The organism is Streptomyces sp. NPDC058525, from assembly GCF_042719495.1.
GTDB lineage: Bacteria > Actinomycetota > Actinomycetes > Streptomycetales > Streptomycetaceae > Streptomyces.
In genome coordinates, this window is sequence record NZ_JBHXNP010000003.1 from 15332 (window position 1) to 30011 (window position 14680).

Genomic DNA, 14680 nt, shown 5'->3' on the forward strand with positions numbered 1-14680 from the left:
CCCGGCACCCCGGGCCGGGGTGCCGGGAAGACACCCCGCTTCGTCAGCCGAGCTTGACCTTGATCTTCTGGGGGGCTCCGTAGGCTCCGGTGAGATCGCCGAGGGAAAGCCCGAGCGAGGATCCGAGGGACACCGCCGTAACGGTCGAGGGCTTGGCGAGTACCTTCGTGACCCTCCCCTTCCAGGTGATCTCCAGGGACGTGGCCTGGCGGGCGGGGTCGGAGACGACGATGGTGGCCGTTCCGTCGCGGTGTTCGCGGACGAGGACGGAGGCCGGGGCGCTCGCGGTGATCCCGCCGACCGTGCCCCCGGCCCAGAAGTTGACGGCCGTCAAGCCGAGCCTGGGCGCCCGAACACCCTGCTGGCGGGGGTTGTTGGCGAGGATCCGGAGCCAGCCGTGGTCACAGGCGCGCTGCTGCGTCGTTCGGACGCCGGCGCCGGGGAGGAGTACGTACGCGTAGGTGCTGTCGACCGGGTCGGGGCCGTGGTCGGTGACGAGGGTCAGGTAGCGGCGGGTGATCGGGTCGGTCGGTCCGCCGGCGTTGACGTCCCGCCATGCGCCGGTGCGTTCCTCCCGGACGGCGGTGAACGAGGAACCGCCGGGGAAGAGATAGCCCGCCTGGCCTTCGATGTGCGCCCACTCGGCCCGGTCGAAGGTCTTCGTCCACCCCTGGTCGCGCGGTTGGGCCCTGCCGTCCACCGTCAGCACGGGAGCACCGGCGGTACCCAGATGGCGGTTGTCGACGGTGGTTTCGACCCTGTGCCCGTCGGTGGAGGTGATGCCGGCACCCAGGCAGACGACGGAGTCGTCCAGCCAGAACCAGGACTTCTTGGCGCTCATGGTGGACGACAGCCCCTTGAGGTGCTGTCCGGTGGCGCCGAACTCGCCGTCCGTGGTGCCGCCGACCCATGCGGCATCAGGGGTCGGTCCGCCCCACTCGCCGCCCTCGCCGTCCGCGAGCGGCTTGCGGGAGGCGGTTATCCCGGGCAGCCGGTAGGGGTCGACGGTGGGCCAGTACGCGTCGGAGTACTGCTCCAGGCCGAAGTCGCTGCCCCACCACTGCAGCCAGCCCGCCCCGGTGTGGTAGCCGCGCTTGTGCTCGCCGTTGCCGAACTCGTAGTGCGCGATCCGTTTGGATGCCATCGAGACGGAGGCGCACCAGCCCGGGCGGCGGTGGGTGGCCCGGTCCATGTGGTGGAAGAGGCGGTGCTCGACCGGCTCGGGGGCCGGTTTGACCGTGCTGTCGTTCGCGAGTGAGTGCAGGTGCGCCGCGGTGATGAGGCTCAGGCCCGGATTGGCCAGGGGCGGGGCGTAGTAGTCGCGCCGCATCCAGCCCTTCACCATCGCCCGCCATCGCGCGTTCTCCTCGGCGCTCGCGCCCTGGCCGACCAGCAGGATCGTCGCCATCAGTCCCGGGCCGCGCAGATGGTCCGAGGTGCCGGCGCGGCTGATGCCCCTGCTGGAGACGTTGTCCATGACCAGGCCGTTGTGGATGAACGGCGCGATGGCTTTCTCGACGGTGTCGAGGAAGAGCTGGGTGTTGGGGTCGTTGAGTTCCCAGGCGGAACCGCTCAGCAGGGCCAGCAGCCGGCCGACTCCGTCGTGCAGCACCGAGCCGTAGCCGCCGATGTACGGGACCCGCACGTGCTGGATGAACGAGCCGTCGGTGTAGAACCCGTCCCCGGAGGTCACGTACGGGAAGACCGGCGACAGCGCCCCCGCCGCCAGCGCGACCTTGTCCGCGTCGTCGCCCACGATGCCCCGCACGATGACGCCCCGGCACAGATCGACCCGGTTCGCGCCGGTGCTCGTGCCGGTGTAGCTGTCGAACACCGAGGCCGGTACGAAGTGGTCCACGGCCCTGCAGTAGCGGTCGATCCGCTCGGCGGTCAGGTGGTCGTAGACCAGGACACAGGTGTCCATCAGCGCCTGCGGCGCGCCTATCTGGAAGTTCCACCAGTTCCCGTACCGGGTGGTGTTCTCGTTGAACACCTGGGTGTTGACGTGGTCGAGCCCGGTCAGGACGGCTTGCAGCAACGCGGGATCACCGGTCAGCCCCGTACCGGGCTGCGCCCACGCCTGGGCCATCGTGCGGAGACGGCCGTAGCTGTCGTTCATCTTCGCCGAGAAGCCGTACGACTCCGCGTCGAGGTCCGGCTCGGGGTCGAGCCACACCGCGTCCGGCCACAGCGAACCGTCGGCCGGCGCCATCGTCGCCAGCAGGCCCTGCGCGGTCTGGCCGAGCTTGGCGAGCAGTGTCCGGAACGGCTCTGCCGTCGGGCTGAACCCCGTGCCGAGGATCAGGTTCGAGTACGAAGGAGGAGGAGGCTCGGAGCGGGGCGGTGTCCGCTCGGCCCGCCCGTGGACGGCTAGCGCACCTCCCACTGCTCGACGTTCTCCAGCAGGACGGCCGCGCGGGAACCGCCGCCCTGGATGCGCGGCTCGGCGCCCGTTCCGTACGCGTCGACCCGCACCGGTGCGCCTTCGACCCCGGAGCCCGGCCCGCTGCCGTCGGCCTGCCCGCTCGCCTGCCCGCTCGCCCGGGCCGGGTACGTGCCCGCCGCAGCGCCAGCACCACGGACAGCAGCACCCTCGCGGCCCAACTGGTCATCCTCATAAAGCCGTTCTCCCCATGCTTCCGAAACGGTGACGGGGTGGCCGTCGTCAGCCCAGTGCGACGGTGATCTTTTGCGTGGCTCCGAGGGTGCCGCTGAGGTCGCCGAACGTGAGGCTCAGCGAAGCGCCGGTGGCCGATCCGGTGACGGTGGAGGGCTTGGAGATCACCGAGGTCACCGCCCGGTTCCAGGTGAGCGTCAGGCCGGTCTGCATGCGCATCGGGTCGCTGACGCAGATCACCGCGGTGCCGCTGCTCTTCTCGGAGATCATCACCGCGCAGGGCGCGCTCGCGGTGAGGGTTCCGACCGTGCCGCCGAACCAGAAGTTGACCCCGGTGAAGCCCAGCGAGGGTACGCGGACGCCCTGCTGGTTGTCGGTGTTGGCGAGGATCTGCAGCCATCCGGTGTCGGCCGCGCGCGCGGCGGTCTGTGTGGTGTTCGCGCCGGGCATGAGGAGGTAGGCGTAGGCCGCATCCGACGGGTTGGTGCCGTGGTCGGCGTACAGGGTCAGGTAGCGCCGGGTGATCGCGGTTTCGGCCATGCCGCGGTTGATGTCGCTCCACTTGCCCGTGCGCTCCTCGCGCAGAGCCCTGACGGTCGCGCCGCCGGGGAAGACGTACCCGCCCATGCCGCCGATGTGCGCCCAGGTCGCACCGGTGAGGTTCTCCGTCCAGGGGTGGCTGACCGGTTTCACCGTGCCGTCGACGGTGAGCGGATGGACGCCGCTGCGTCCGAGGTTGCGGTTCTCGATGACCGATTCGACCCCAGTGCCGTCGGTGCACTTGATGCCCGCGCCGAGGCAGACGATTGAATCGTCCAGGCAGAACCAGGACTTCTTGGCCATCAGGGTGCTCTGCAGGCCCCGGAGGTACTGGCCGATCGCGGCGCGGTTGCCGTCGGTGGCGCCGCCCACCCAGTTCACGTCGGGTTTCGGTGCGCCCCAGTCACCGCCGGCCGCATCCGCCAGCACCTTGCGCGAGTTGGTGGTGCCGGGTAGCCGGTAGGGGTCGACGGTGGGCCAGAAGGCGTCGCTGTACTGCCCGTTGGCGTAGGAGTCGCCCCACCAGTAGAGCATTCCGGATCCGGTGTGCCAGCCGCGCAGGTTCTCGCCGTTGCCGGTCTCGTAGTGCGTGATCCGCTTGCCGGCCATGCTGATCGAGGCGGCCCAGTGCGGCCGCCTGTGTGTGGCCCGCGCCATCGCCGGGAAGAGCCGGTGGCCGGTCGGCTCGGCGATGGCCGCGACGGAGGTGTCGTCCACCACGGACTTCAACCAGGCCAGACCGACCAGACCCAGCAGGGGATCGCTCAACGGCGGGCTGTAGTAGTCGCGTTGCAGCCACCCCTTCACCAGCCCGCGCCACCGCGCGTTCTCCGCCGCGCTCGCCCCCTGGCCCAGCAGCACGATGGCGGAGAGGATGCCGTGGCCGCGCAGATGATCGTCCGCCTGGACCTGGTGGGGGTCGTCGCGGTGGATGCCGCGGCTGATTCCGCGCCCGGAGACGCTGTCCATGATCAGCCCGTTGTAGAGGAACGGCGCCCAGGCGTTCTCCACCGCGTCGAAGACGATCTGCCGGTTCGGATCGGTCACCGCCCAGCTCGAGCCGGCCAGCAGCGCGAACAGGCTCCCGAGGCCGCCCAGCATGACCGCACCGTACGTACCGGCATAGGGGACGGAGGTGTGCTGGATGAAGGACCCGTCGGCGTAGAGGCCGTCGCCGGAGCTGACGTACGGGAACACCGGCGAGAGCGCGCTCCGGCCGAGTGCGATCTTGGCCGAGCTGCCGCCGACGATGCCGCGCAGGATCAGCACCCGGCACAGGTCGACGCGGTTGGCACCGGTGCTCGTGCCCGAGTAGACGGCCACGGCCGAATCGGGCACGAAGTGGTCAACGGCCCGGCAATAGCTGGCGATCTGAGCCGCCGACAGCTGCTCGTACATCAGCACGCACACGTCGAGCAGCGCCTGCGGGGCACCGATCTGCCAGCTGTAGAAGTTCCCGAAGCGCGTCTGCCCCTCGTTGTAGATCCCGGCGTACACGTGGTCCAGCCCGGCAACGATGTCAGCCGCCAGGGCGGCGTTCCCCGTCAGCCCGGTGCCCTGCTGGCAGTACGCCTGCGCCATGACGGACAGCCGGGAGAAGCTGTCGTTCATCCGCTGTGAGTACCCGTACGACTCCTGGTCCGTGTCGGGCTCCGGATCGGCCCACACCAGCTCGGGCCACAGGGACCCGGTGGCCGGGGCCATCGTCGACTGGTACTCGGCGGCCCGGGCGCCGAGCTGGGCCAGTCTGCCCTTGAAGGGCTCGGCAGTGGGGCTGAAGCCCGAACCGAGTATCAGGGAGCGCCATTTGGCACGCAGATCACTGAACTCGTCGGCGGCCGCGGCGGCGGCCTGACCGTTGGCCAGAGGGCTGGTGGTGAGGCCGAGGGCGAGTGCCGTGCCGCCGGTGGCACGAAGGAAGGTGCGACGGGTCGAGAAACGCGTCACTGCGGTCTCCAGGGGGCTGAAACCCGGTCATGGCTGGCTGGTTTCTAACACGTACCCGCTCAATCGATCCATACCGATGACAAAATTGAGCGTTTCGATCGTTTTCGTAGGAGACTTCGCTGCATTGAACAGGTGGTGCCGACGGCCGGCACGGAACCCGTGATCTAGTCGGATCGACAGCTTCAGCCAGCGATCGATCGAGAAGGGCGGTCCGTGCCGTGTCAACCAACGGTGCCTGGCGCATCCGACGCGCCGAACCCGAAGAGGCCGGCGAGCTCGAAGAGCTCCAGAGCCGATCGGCAACCCACTGGGGTTACCCACCGGGCTACTTCGACTGGGCGGGTGACGCTCGGGCGATCCCGGACGCGTACGTCCGCGACAACCCGGTCTTCGTCCTGGAGGAGGAGGAGGGCAGGAGCCTCGGCTTCTACGGGTTCACCGAGGAGGACGGAAACCTGCTCCTGGACAAGCTCTTCGTCGACGCCGATCAGATCGGCAAGGGCTACGGCAAGCTTCTGTGGCAGCACGCGATCCGGACCGCGCGCGAGCTCGGACGACAGGAGTTCGTCATCGCCTCGGATCCGAACGCCGCTCCCTTCTACGCGGCCATGGGGGCGATGGAGTACGCGACGAAGCCGACCCCCGAGCCCTCCTGGACCCTGCACATGTTCCGGTACCCCCTCTCAGACTAGGCAAGACCCCCCGTTCCACACGGGCAACCCCGGCCCCCTCCGCGCCCCTACGGTCGTCCCCAGAAGCCAACCCGGACAGGAGCTCCGTCATGTCGCACTCCTACGACGTCATCGTCATCGGCCTGGGCGGTATGGGAAGCGCCGCCGCAAGCCATATCGCAGGACGCGGGCAGCGGGTGCTCGGCCTGGAGCGGTTCGGCCCGGCCCACAGCCTTCTACGAGCGCCAGGCGGGAGTGGTGCGCCCGGAGCTCACCGTCGCCGCACACCTGCGGCTGGCTGAACGCCGCGGCGCCGAGCTGCGCTTCAACGAGCCGGCCACCCGGTGGGAGGCCCTGCCCGGCGGCGGGGTCCGGGTGACCACGGCCGGAGGAGCGGCCACCGCCGAGCGCCTGGTCATCGCACCGGGAGCCTGGGCGCAGCGGCTACTGCCGGACTTGGCCGTCCCGCTGCGGGTGGAGCGCCGTGCCACCTACTGGTTCGCCCCGGAGGGCGGCGTCGCACCGTTCGACACAACCCGCCATCCCGTCTACATCTGGGACACCCCGGGCGCCGAGATGTACGGGTTCCCCGCTCTCGACGGAACCACACACCACCCCATCCCGCTCTTCGACGCGTCCCGCCCGACGACGTTCGGGTCCCTGAACCCATGACCCGCCGGACGGGCCCGCTCGGTGCCGTCGGAAGCCGACCGGGTGGGGTTATGGGCTGCTGACCAGTCAAAGCAGCCACTGCTACCGGGCGTTGCCGCGGCCCGATGGGTCAAGTAGGGCCATCCTGGGGGCGAAGGCGGCCGTCAGCTGGGTGCGGTTGCGGACGCCGAGCTTGCGGTAGATCCGGCTGAGGGTCGACTCGACCGTCTTGGTCGAGATGAACATCTGCTGCGCCGCCTCCAGGTTGGTGGCGCCCGCGCAGACGAGGCCCGCGAGCCGCAGCTCGTGTTCCGTCAGCTCCGGCGCCGCCCGCCCGCGCGTCGGCGTACCCGGTGCACCCGGCGTGCCCGGCGCGGGGGTCTGGCCGGTCAGATGCGAGAGGTGGTCGTCGGTGAGCGCCGTCCAGGGCACGGCCCCGGCCTCCTCGAACACCGTACGGGCCGTCTCCCACGCGGTCCGGGCCGCCGCCGCACGGCGGCGCCGCCGCTCCACCCGGCCCCGGGCCAGATGGGTGCGCCCCTCCTCGACCGGGCGGCCCAGCGCCGCGAAGGCACGGGCGGCGTCGTCGAGGAGTTCGACGGCGTCGTCGTTCTCGCCCTCCAGGTGCAGGCAGACCGCCCGGGCCCGGGTCAGGGCGGCGCGCAGGGCGGCGTGGCCGCTGTGCGGGCCGACGGCCTCGTGCATGCGGTCCAGGAGGGCGTGGGCGGCGGCCGTCCGGCCGGCGGCGGCGAAGGCCTCGACGGCGTCGCCCTGCCAGCGCAGGACCGACGGATCGGCCGCCCCCGCGAGTGCCTCGAAGGCGTCCACCTCGGCCAGCGCCGTCGCGGCCTGCTCGACGTGCCCGTGGTGCAGGTGCACGGCGCCCAGGATCCACAGGCTGCGCGTGGTGTGGAGGGCGTCGTGCTCCTCGCGGGAGGCGCGCAGTCCCTGGGCGGCGTAGCGCAGGGCCTGCGCGAAGCTGCCGCCGTGGCTGTGGGCGAGTGCGGCCGTGTACCAGGCGGGCCCCGGCGACAGGCCGGCCGTCGCCGTGAGGTCGACGGCCTGCGCCGCCCACTGGAGGGCTTGCGAGCAGGCGCCGAGTCCGCAGTCGACCTCGGCGAGACTGCGCCAGATGTCGACCAGGTCCTCCGCCTCGCCGGACGCCTGCGCGGCCGGCAGCAGACCCGTCAGCGTACGGCGGGCCTGCGCCAGCCGGCCGTCGAAGACCGCGTGGCGCGCGGCCAGGTACTCGGGACTGTTGCGGATGCCGATCCGGGGCGGCGGCACGGCCAGCGCGAGCGCCGCCGCCAGCGTCACCGGCGCGGACTCCAGGCGGCCCAGGACCCGCTCCATCCGCGCTGCCATGGTGAGCGCGGCCGCCTCCAGCGGTGCGTCGCCGCACTCCCGTGCCAACGCGGTCGCCGCGTCGGCGTGTCGCAGGGCCAGGGCGGCATTGCCCGAGGCCACGTTGGCCTGCACCGAGCTGCGCAGTTCGACGGCGGCGAGCAGCGCCGGGTCCCCGGCGGCGGTCCGGCGGGCGGTGACCAGCAGGGATTCGGTGCGGGCGGAGTCCTGGCCCCGGGCGTCGGCCACCGCCAGCAGGGCGTGCACCTGCTGCGCCGCGGTGCCGCGGCCCTCGGCGATCAGGTCGGCGGCCTGCTGCGCGAGCTCGGCGGAGCCGGCCGCTGCCGCGTCCCGGGCCGCGTCGGCCAGCCGGTCCAGCCGTAGCGCGGGCCGGTCGACGGGCGTGAGCCGGGCGGCGAGCAGCATCAGCTCGGTGGCCAGGAGCCGTTCGCCCGCTCCGCGCGCGACGGCCGCGGCCTGGGCGGTGTCCTCGGCCGTGCCCTGGTCGGGGGTGTCCTGGGCGAGGGCGCGGTGGCGGGCGCGGTGGACGGGATCGTGGACCGCGCCCGCCAGTGCGTCGTGGATCCGCCGCCGCTCCCCGGCGGTCGTGGCCGCCACGGCGGCCTCCGCGAGGGCGCCCGCGGCGAAACGGGTCCGGGGCGGAACCGTGCCGTGCGGTCCGGACGTGTCGGCCGGGGTGAGCAGGCCCGCGCGGACGGCGTGTTCGAGGTGGTCCTCGGCCTGGGGGCGGCCCGCGCGCCGCAGCAGGTCGGCGTCGGGGTGCCGGGCCAGCGCGGCGAACTGGAGCGTTGCCTGCACCTCGGCGGGGACGGTGGCCAGCCACAGCGCGGCGAGCTCGCGGACCTGGCGCCGCCGCCCCGCAAGCCCGCGGTCGCCGGGGCCCTCGGCGGTCCCGGCCGTCGTGCTGCCGTGGACACCCGTGCCGGCGTACGTCTCTCCGTACGCCGGGCGGCCGGGCTCGGACAGGCCCGCCGATCCGGCCGGCGCACGGCAACCGGCGTCAAGGAGCGCCCGGTTGCCACCGCAGTACCGGTGCACGGGCGCGGCCCACCGGGCGGGCAGGCCGGACCTCTCCAGGGCCGTCGCGGTCTCGATGCGGTCCGCCGGAGGGATCCGGACGACGGGCGGGTGCCCGCCGAGCAGGCGGGCCGCGGCGGCCGGATGGCCCGCGGTGCGCTCGGCGACGACGACGGCCAGCCGGCCGGGAGACAGGGTGCGCACGCAAGAGCCGAGCACGTCCGCGCTGGCGGCGTCCACCCACTGGGCGCCGTCGACGAGGAGCAGTACCTGCCCGGGGACGCTCCCGTCACCGCCGAGGAGTTGCGCGAGCGCGAGGCGTACGGGCAGGCGCAGAGGGGTGTCCCGGTCGGCGGCGGCGCCGGTGTGGTCGAAGTCCGGAAGGGCCTCGGCGCCGAGCAACTGGGCCAGCGCCGCGTACGGGACGTCCTGGTCACCGTCCTGCGCGTGGATCTCCAGGCAGCGCCACGGGGTGGCCGGAGCGCTGAGCGCCGCGCGCGGGCCGCGGGAGGTGCGCGGGCCGATGGCACCGCGGGAGGAATGGGCGGCGCCCGTGCGGTCGGCGGCCCGGCCCGGCCCGCCCAACTCGGCCAGCAGGGTGGTCTTTCCCGCGCCCCACGGACCGGCGACCGCCAACCGCCCGTACCGCTCCAGCAGGCCGCGTGCCGTGCCGGCCAGGGCGGCCCAGCCCGCGGCGCCCTCCGCACCCTCAGCGCCTTCCTCGACATCGGCGCCCCTGTCAGCGTTCACTCCCGCACGGTAGGCGCCCCTCGGACCGGGGGAAAGGCGCCGACGGCCACCGAGCCGACCGCAAGGGATTCCCCCGATCCCCACGGCGGCCGAGGGCGCTCCGACCGCCCCGCCGCTTTGCCCGACTTCGTACGCGCTCCCGCGGCCGGTACGACACCGGGGCGGGCGCCCGGCGTCCGGTATCCGGGACCGGTGACGCAAGGGCCTGCCCGGATACCACGGAGGGCGCCGGGCCATGACGCTGTGGGCCGATCCGGGTGGCGGGCAACGACCCCGTCTCCTCCCCGCGCTCCGCTCCCCGGACACGACAGCCCGCCCCTGATCTCCCGTCACCGGCGGCCCCCATGCCCGATGTCCGAAAGGAACGCTCCGCCCATGCGCGTTGCAACCCACCGGTCCGTCCTGGCCGGCCTCGCGACCGCGGCCACCCTGGCCGCGCTCGCCGCCGTACCGGCCCACGCCACCACCCCCGCCCCGACCCCCGCCACCTCCGTACCCGCCGACGTACAGGCCGCCATGGCCCGCGACCTCGGCCTGACCGCGGACGGAGTCCGCGACCGGATCTCCGCCGAACGCGAGGCGAACCGAGCCGCCACCTCGGTGCGCGCCACCGTCGGCGACCGGATCGCCGGGCTCTGGTTCGACGCCGGCGACGGACGGCTGCACGTCGCCGTCACCGGCGACGCGGACGCCTCCGCCGTCCGGCACACGGGCGCCGTCGCACACGAAGTGCGCTACGGGCGCGCCCAGTTGGACGAGGCCGCGCTGCTCGTCGGTCGCTGGGCGGAAGGCGTACCCGGGCTGCTGTCCTGGGGCACCGACGTACGCGGCAACCGGCTCGAGGTCACCGTGGACCCGGCCCGCTCCACCGCCGCCACCACCGCGCTGCGCACCCGCCTCGCCGAACTCGGCGACCTCGTACGCGTCGTCGAGTCCCGGGACCTGCCCCGGCAGCAGGGCGGCAACGTCGTCGGCGGCGAGAAGTGGATACCCGGGAGCGAGAGCCCCTGCTCGATCGGCTTCCCCGTCACCCGCACCACCGGCGGCCCGCGCGCCTTCCTGACCGCCGGCCACTGCACCAACGACGTGGACCAGCCCGCCTACGGCAAGGACGGCAGCCGCGTCGGCACCTCCAACAAGGGCGGCACCGGCAGCGTCAACGCCCGCGAGGGCGACTTCGGGATCGTGGACGTCGACCAGGCCGCCTGGACCCTGACCCCCACGGTGTCCGGCTGGGGCCAGGGCGACATCGCCGTCACCGGCTCCGCCGAGGGCGTCGTGGGCACGGCCGTCTGCCGCTCCGGTCAGACCACCGCCTTCCAGTGCGGCGAGGTCACCAAGGTCAACCAGAGCGTGAACTACGGCAACGTCGTCATCGACGGCCTGTCCTACTCCAGCGCCTGCTCCGCCGGCGGCGACTCGGGCGGCAGCTACGTCACCGCGACCGGGGGCAAGGCCGTAGGCCTGCACTCGGGTGGTGGCCAGGCCACGTGCAGCAGCGGCAGCGGGGAGAAGTACACGATCTTCCAGCCCGTCAACGAGGCCCTCACCCGCTTCGGCGCCTCGCTGGTCACCTCCACCCCGCAGCCGGGCGAGGTCACGGTGGCCGCGGTCTCCGCGAAGACCACCGCCACCGGAACCCCGGTCGACCTGAGGAACACCGCCGAGGGCGGCACCGCCCCGTACACCTGGTCCGCGACCGGGCTGCCCGCCGGGCTCGCCATCGCGGCCGCCACCGGAACCGTCACGGGCAGCCCGACCACGGCCGGCACCAGCCAGGTCACGATCACCGCCACCGACACGGCCGGCAAGAAGGGCTCCACCACCTTCACCTGGACCGTCACCACCCCCGGCACGGGCGCCCCGACCCTCACCAACCCGGGCAGCCAGAACGTCTACGCCGGCCGCCCGGTGAACCTCCCCCTCCACGCCACCGGCGGCACGACCCCGTACACCTTCACGGCGGTCAACCTCCCGGCCGGCCTGACCATCAACGCCACCACCGGCGTGATCTCCGGAACCCCGAGCGGCTGGGGCTTCCGCAACGCGACCCTGACGGTCACCGACGCGTCGGCCAAGAAGGCCTCCGTGACGGTCACCTTCACCGTCTGGTCCTAACCCACCCACTGCCGTCGTCTCCTGAAGCCAGGGGGCAGGAGACGACGGCGCTCTCGGCCCTCCCGGGCTTGCGACGGCGTCGCGGGGGCATACGGGCAGCATCCTTCGACCCGAGAGGAGCTGTTCATGCTCGGCATAGCGGCAGCGGTACTTTTCTTCATCGCGTTCCTGATCAATGCGGCGGCCATCAGCACCAACGACGCGTTCTCCTCGACGAACGTGACGCTGCTCGGCCTGATGGCCCTGGCCCTGCACGTGGCGGGCATCGGCTCCGGCCGGCTCTCCAGACGACGCTGAACCCCTGCGCCGGGCGGTGAAGGTGACTCACCTTCACCGCCCGGCCTCATTTCAAATGCCCTTCGTCGCCCTCTGCGGGACAGCGGGACAGCGGGCCAGCCGGACAGCCCTTAGTTCACGGCCCGAGTCGGCTGGGTAGGAACCCGGCGCGAATTCGCCGACGGTGGGGGAGAGCTCGTATGGCTGACGGGGACCGGCTGGGCGTGGTGTTCGTCCACGGGTTCGCCTCCGGGCCGAAGGTGTGGGACCGGTTCCTCTCCCTGATCGGCGAGGACAAGGACCTCGACTTCGTCGACACCCGGACGCTGGGCTACGCCACCGGGTTCGGCCGGCTGCGGCCGGACCGGGCCCTGCCCTCGCTGAGCACCGTCGCCGACCACTTGAAGACGCTCCTGGAGACCGAGCCCGCCCACCGGCCGCTGGTGCTCGTCGGCCACAGTATGGGCGGCCTGGTGATCCAGAGATGGCTGGTGCGGATGCTCGCCGAAGGACGCGGCCGAGAGCTGGCCCGCATCCGCCGGGTCGTGCTCCTGGCCTGCCCGAACGCCGGATCCGACCTTGCCCGCGGAGCGCGCAGACAACTGCTCGGCGGCAATCCCCAGGAGCGCCGGCTGCGCACCCTCGACGAGGACGTAAGGGACACGCACACCGCCGTGCTGCGCGACATCGTCGGCGCGGCCGCCATCAGCGACCGCACCTGCCCGATCCCCTTCTCCGTCTACGCCGCCGAGAGTGACGCCGTGGTCCCGCGAGCGTCCGCCCAAGGGGCCTTCCCCCGCAGCGGCGTGCTGCCGGGGGACCACTTCAGCGTCGTACAGCCCCGCTCCCGCGAGCACGCCTCGTACGCCACGCTGCGGCACCTGCTCCGCGAGGAGGCCAGCGGCAGCGACCCGCCCGCCGCACGACCCGTCTCGGCATTCACGCCCAAGGCCCTCGAAGTGCACGGCGCGCCGCTCCTCGAAGGACGGCCGGAAGACGCCGCCGACGGACCGCTGACGCCCTACCTGCTGCGGACGCACGACGTGCGGACGCCGGGGCAGTCGCCCTGCTGGTTCGGGGCCTGACGGACGCCGGGGCGAGCGGGGCGCTGCGTGCGCTGCTGGACCGGGAGCCCGCCGCGCACGTCGGGACGACGGACGGCGGGGGAGTGGACGAACTGCTGACGGCGCTGCGGGACGCGGGGGCCGAGGCCGAAGCCGAAGCCCTGACGGAGCGGGCGTGGGAGGCGGGCACGGCCGTACCCGCCCGCCTCCTCCCGTACGGGTGCGGACCGGACGGCCGTCCGGCGCCGCCATGGACCTGGGACGACCTCCCGCAGCTTCCCTGACCGCAGTGCCCGCGAGCGCGAGCGCGAGCGCGGCTGCGTCTATGCGGGCAGTGCGGGGAACACGACCACCGAGCCGTCCTTGTCACGGGCGATCTCAATCGCCACGTCTGCCGTGCGGCCGTAGACCGTGACGCCGTCGCCCAACATGTGAATCCGGTGTGCCGCGCTCATGAGGCGGTCGACTTCACCGGTCGTGTAGACGGGCAGCAAACCGTTCGGGCGTGCCAGTTCCAGTGCCGACAGGCGTACCAGGACCCCGGCGATGCTCAACTCCAGTTCATCGAGGCGCTGCTGATCGCGTTTGAGTGCGCGGGTGAAGCTCTCGAACGGGTTGCCGGTGTCGTTCTGGGCGTGCTCGACGGCCTGGAGGACGACCACCCGCCGCTTCAGCGCGATGGCCAGAGAAGCGAGTTCGAGGTGGGTGCGGAACGTGCCGCCCTGGTCGTCTACGCCGGGGAACGACTTGGTCACCGTGCCGAGTTCGACGGCCTTGCCCTCGGGCAGTCTGTCGAGCGCGCTCTGCCATCGGGCAAGGCGGCGATCGGCCTTTCCCAGCGCCGTGTTGATGGCGTGCACGGCCGAGTCGAGGCCCAGCGAGACACCGGGCTTGCCCTGGTCGAGGAGAACGGCAGTGGCTTTGTCGATGGCGTCCCGGCAGCCGTCGAGTTCGCTGTGCTCGTCGTCGAGCTTCTCCTCCTGAAGCTGCTCCAGCAGTCTTGTGATCTGTTCGATGGCCTGCTGGCGCTTTCGGTCGGCGTGCGCGCTCACCCCCACCGCCACGGCCATGAGCACGAGCGGAGCGGCCACGGTGAGCGCCGTCCCGCCGGCGGCCGCGGCACCGGCGGTCGCACCGGCCCCGCCGACCGTGCCGGCCGCTGCCGCTCCTTGGACCGGTACGAACCTCGCCTTGGAGGCGATCCTGCCCGTCGCGTTCACGAGCTCACCGTAGATGCCACCGGCCGCGCCCTTCGCCACCATCGGGCGAACGATGCCCTGCCCGAACTGGGCGGCGACCTTCGCCGGGACCACCATCCGGTACAGACTCTCGCCGGAAGCGGTCGCTCTGGCCACCGTGAGGGAGCTTCGCGCCGATTGCGTGACGAACTGTGACAGGTGCTGCGCCAGGGGACTCGCGGCATCGAGCGGGATGCCACGGCTGCGGTCGATCGTGTCGGGCAGCGGATGTACCTCAAGGGTGACGATCGGCTCGTCGGCCAGGACGGCCAGTACTCCGCGCAGTTCGGCCAGGCGCTCGGCTGTCAGCGAGTCGCCCGCGGTCAAGCCCGGCACTCGGACATCGGCGGTCGCCAGCGTCCACACGGGCACGGTCGTCTTGCGGTCGTCGGTCATCGTCTCCCCCTCGTTTGCCGACAGCAGCCT

Annotated in this window: 10 protein-coding genes and 1 pseudogene; 6 read left to right on the forward strand and 5 right to left on the reverse strand. The window is 72.5% G+C overall.

The genetic code is table 11. The annotated features are described in order from the left end of the window. Positions 1-43: 43 nt before the first annotated feature. The 3 genes from ACFWP3_RS02270 to ACFWP3_RS02280 form a co-directional block, all read right to left on the reverse strand. Positions 44-2386: a polysaccharide lyase 8 family protein gene (locus tag ACFWP3_RS02270; RefSeq protein WP_384215529.1), complete on the reverse strand. Its 2343-nt coding sequence runs from the start codon at positions 2384-2386 to the stop codon at positions 44-46. After that, a complete protein-coding gene (locus ACFWP3_RS02275; protein WP_384215530.1) occupies positions 2371-2604 on the reverse strand; it encodes a hypothetical protein in 234 nt (77 codons plus the stop codon). Before ACFWP3_RS02275 ends, ACFWP3_RS02270 begins: the two co-directional genes overlap by 16 nt. 61 nt (positions 2605-2665) lie before the next feature. Beyond that, positions 2666-5104 carry a polysaccharide lyase 8 family protein gene (locus ACFWP3_RS02280; RefSeq protein ID WP_384215531.1) on the reverse strand — a complete coding sequence of 813 codons (2439 nt, stop codon included), beginning with the start codon at positions 5102-5104 and terminating at the stop codon, positions 2666-2668. 218 nt (positions 5105-5322) lie between these two features. On the opposite strand from ACFWP3_RS02280, the gene ACFWP3_RS02285 reads away from it, so the two are divergent. After that, entirely contained in the window at positions 5323-5796 is a 474-nt protein-coding gene (locus ACFWP3_RS02285) for a GNAT family N-acetyltransferase (protein WP_384215532.1), read from the forward strand. Positions 5797-5885: 89 nt separating this feature from the next. Beyond that, positions 5886-6378, forward strand: a pseudogene (locus ACFWP3_RS02290) (FAD-dependent oxidoreductase); the annotation flags it as partial. Between the two features lie 150 nt (positions 6379-6528). Here the strand turns inward: ACFWP3_RS02290 and ACFWP3_RS02295 are convergent. Then, positions 6529-9558, reverse strand: coding sequence for a LuxR C-terminal-related transcriptional regulator (locus ACFWP3_RS02295; protein WP_384215533.1), 3030 nt, complete (start codon positions 9556-9558; stop codon positions 6529-6531). A 375-nt stretch (positions 9559-9933) separates the two neighbouring features. On the opposite strand from ACFWP3_RS02295, the gene ACFWP3_RS02300 reads away from it, so the two are divergent. The 4 genes from ACFWP3_RS02300 (at position 9934) to ACFWP3_RS02315 (ending at position 13300) form a co-directional block, all read left to right on the forward strand. Further along, positions 9934-11676: a putative Ig domain-containing protein gene (locus ACFWP3_RS02300; RefSeq protein WP_384215534.1), complete on the forward strand. Its 1743-nt coding sequence runs from the start codon at positions 9934-9936 to the stop codon at positions 11674-11676. 126 nt (positions 11677-11802) lie between these two features. Then, complete coding sequence (locus ACFWP3_RS02305; protein ID WP_384215535.1) at positions 11803-11973, forward strand: hypothetical protein; 171 nt, start codon at positions 11803-11805, stop codon at positions 11971-11973. Positions 11974-12152: 179 nt separating this feature from the next. After that, a complete protein-coding gene (locus tag ACFWP3_RS02310; RefSeq protein ID WP_384215536.1) occupies positions 12153-13037 on the forward strand; it encodes a lipase family alpha/beta hydrolase in 885 nt (294 codons plus the stop codon). 83 nt (positions 13038-13120) lie between these two features. Next, complete coding sequence (locus ACFWP3_RS02315; RefSeq protein ID WP_384215537.1) at positions 13121-13300, forward strand: hypothetical protein; 180 nt, start codon at positions 13121-13123, stop codon at positions 13298-13300. A 39-nt stretch (positions 13301-13339) separates the two neighbouring features. Here ACFWP3_RS02315 and ACFWP3_RS02320 read toward each other — a convergent pair whose 3' ends face one another. Beyond that, the gene (locus tag ACFWP3_RS02320; protein ID WP_384215538.1) at positions 13340-14650 is read right to left on the reverse strand and encodes a hypothetical protein; all 1311 of its coding nucleotides are present in this window, start codon (positions 14648-14650) and stop codon (positions 13340-13342) included. Positions 14651-14680 lie beyond the last annotated feature (30 nt).

Bases quoted from the DNA above. Each gene is read 5' to 3' on its own strand.
- ACFWP3_RS02300 (WP_384215534.1), top strand. From the start codon at position 9,934: ATGCGCGTTGCAACCCACCGGTCCGTCCTGGCCGGCCTCGCGACCGCG.
- ACFWP3_RS02305 (WP_384215535.1), top strand. From the start codon at position 11,803: ATGCTCGGCATAGCGGCAGCGGTACTTTTCTTCATCGCGTTCCTGATC.
- ACFWP3_RS02310 (WP_384215536.1), top strand. From the start codon at position 12,153: ATGGCTGACGGGGACCGGCTGGGCGTGGTGTTCGTCCACGGGTTCGCC.
- ACFWP3_RS02320 (WP_384215538.1), bottom strand. From the start codon at position 14,650: ATGACCGACGACCGCAAGACGACCGTGCCCGTGTGGACGCTGGCGACC.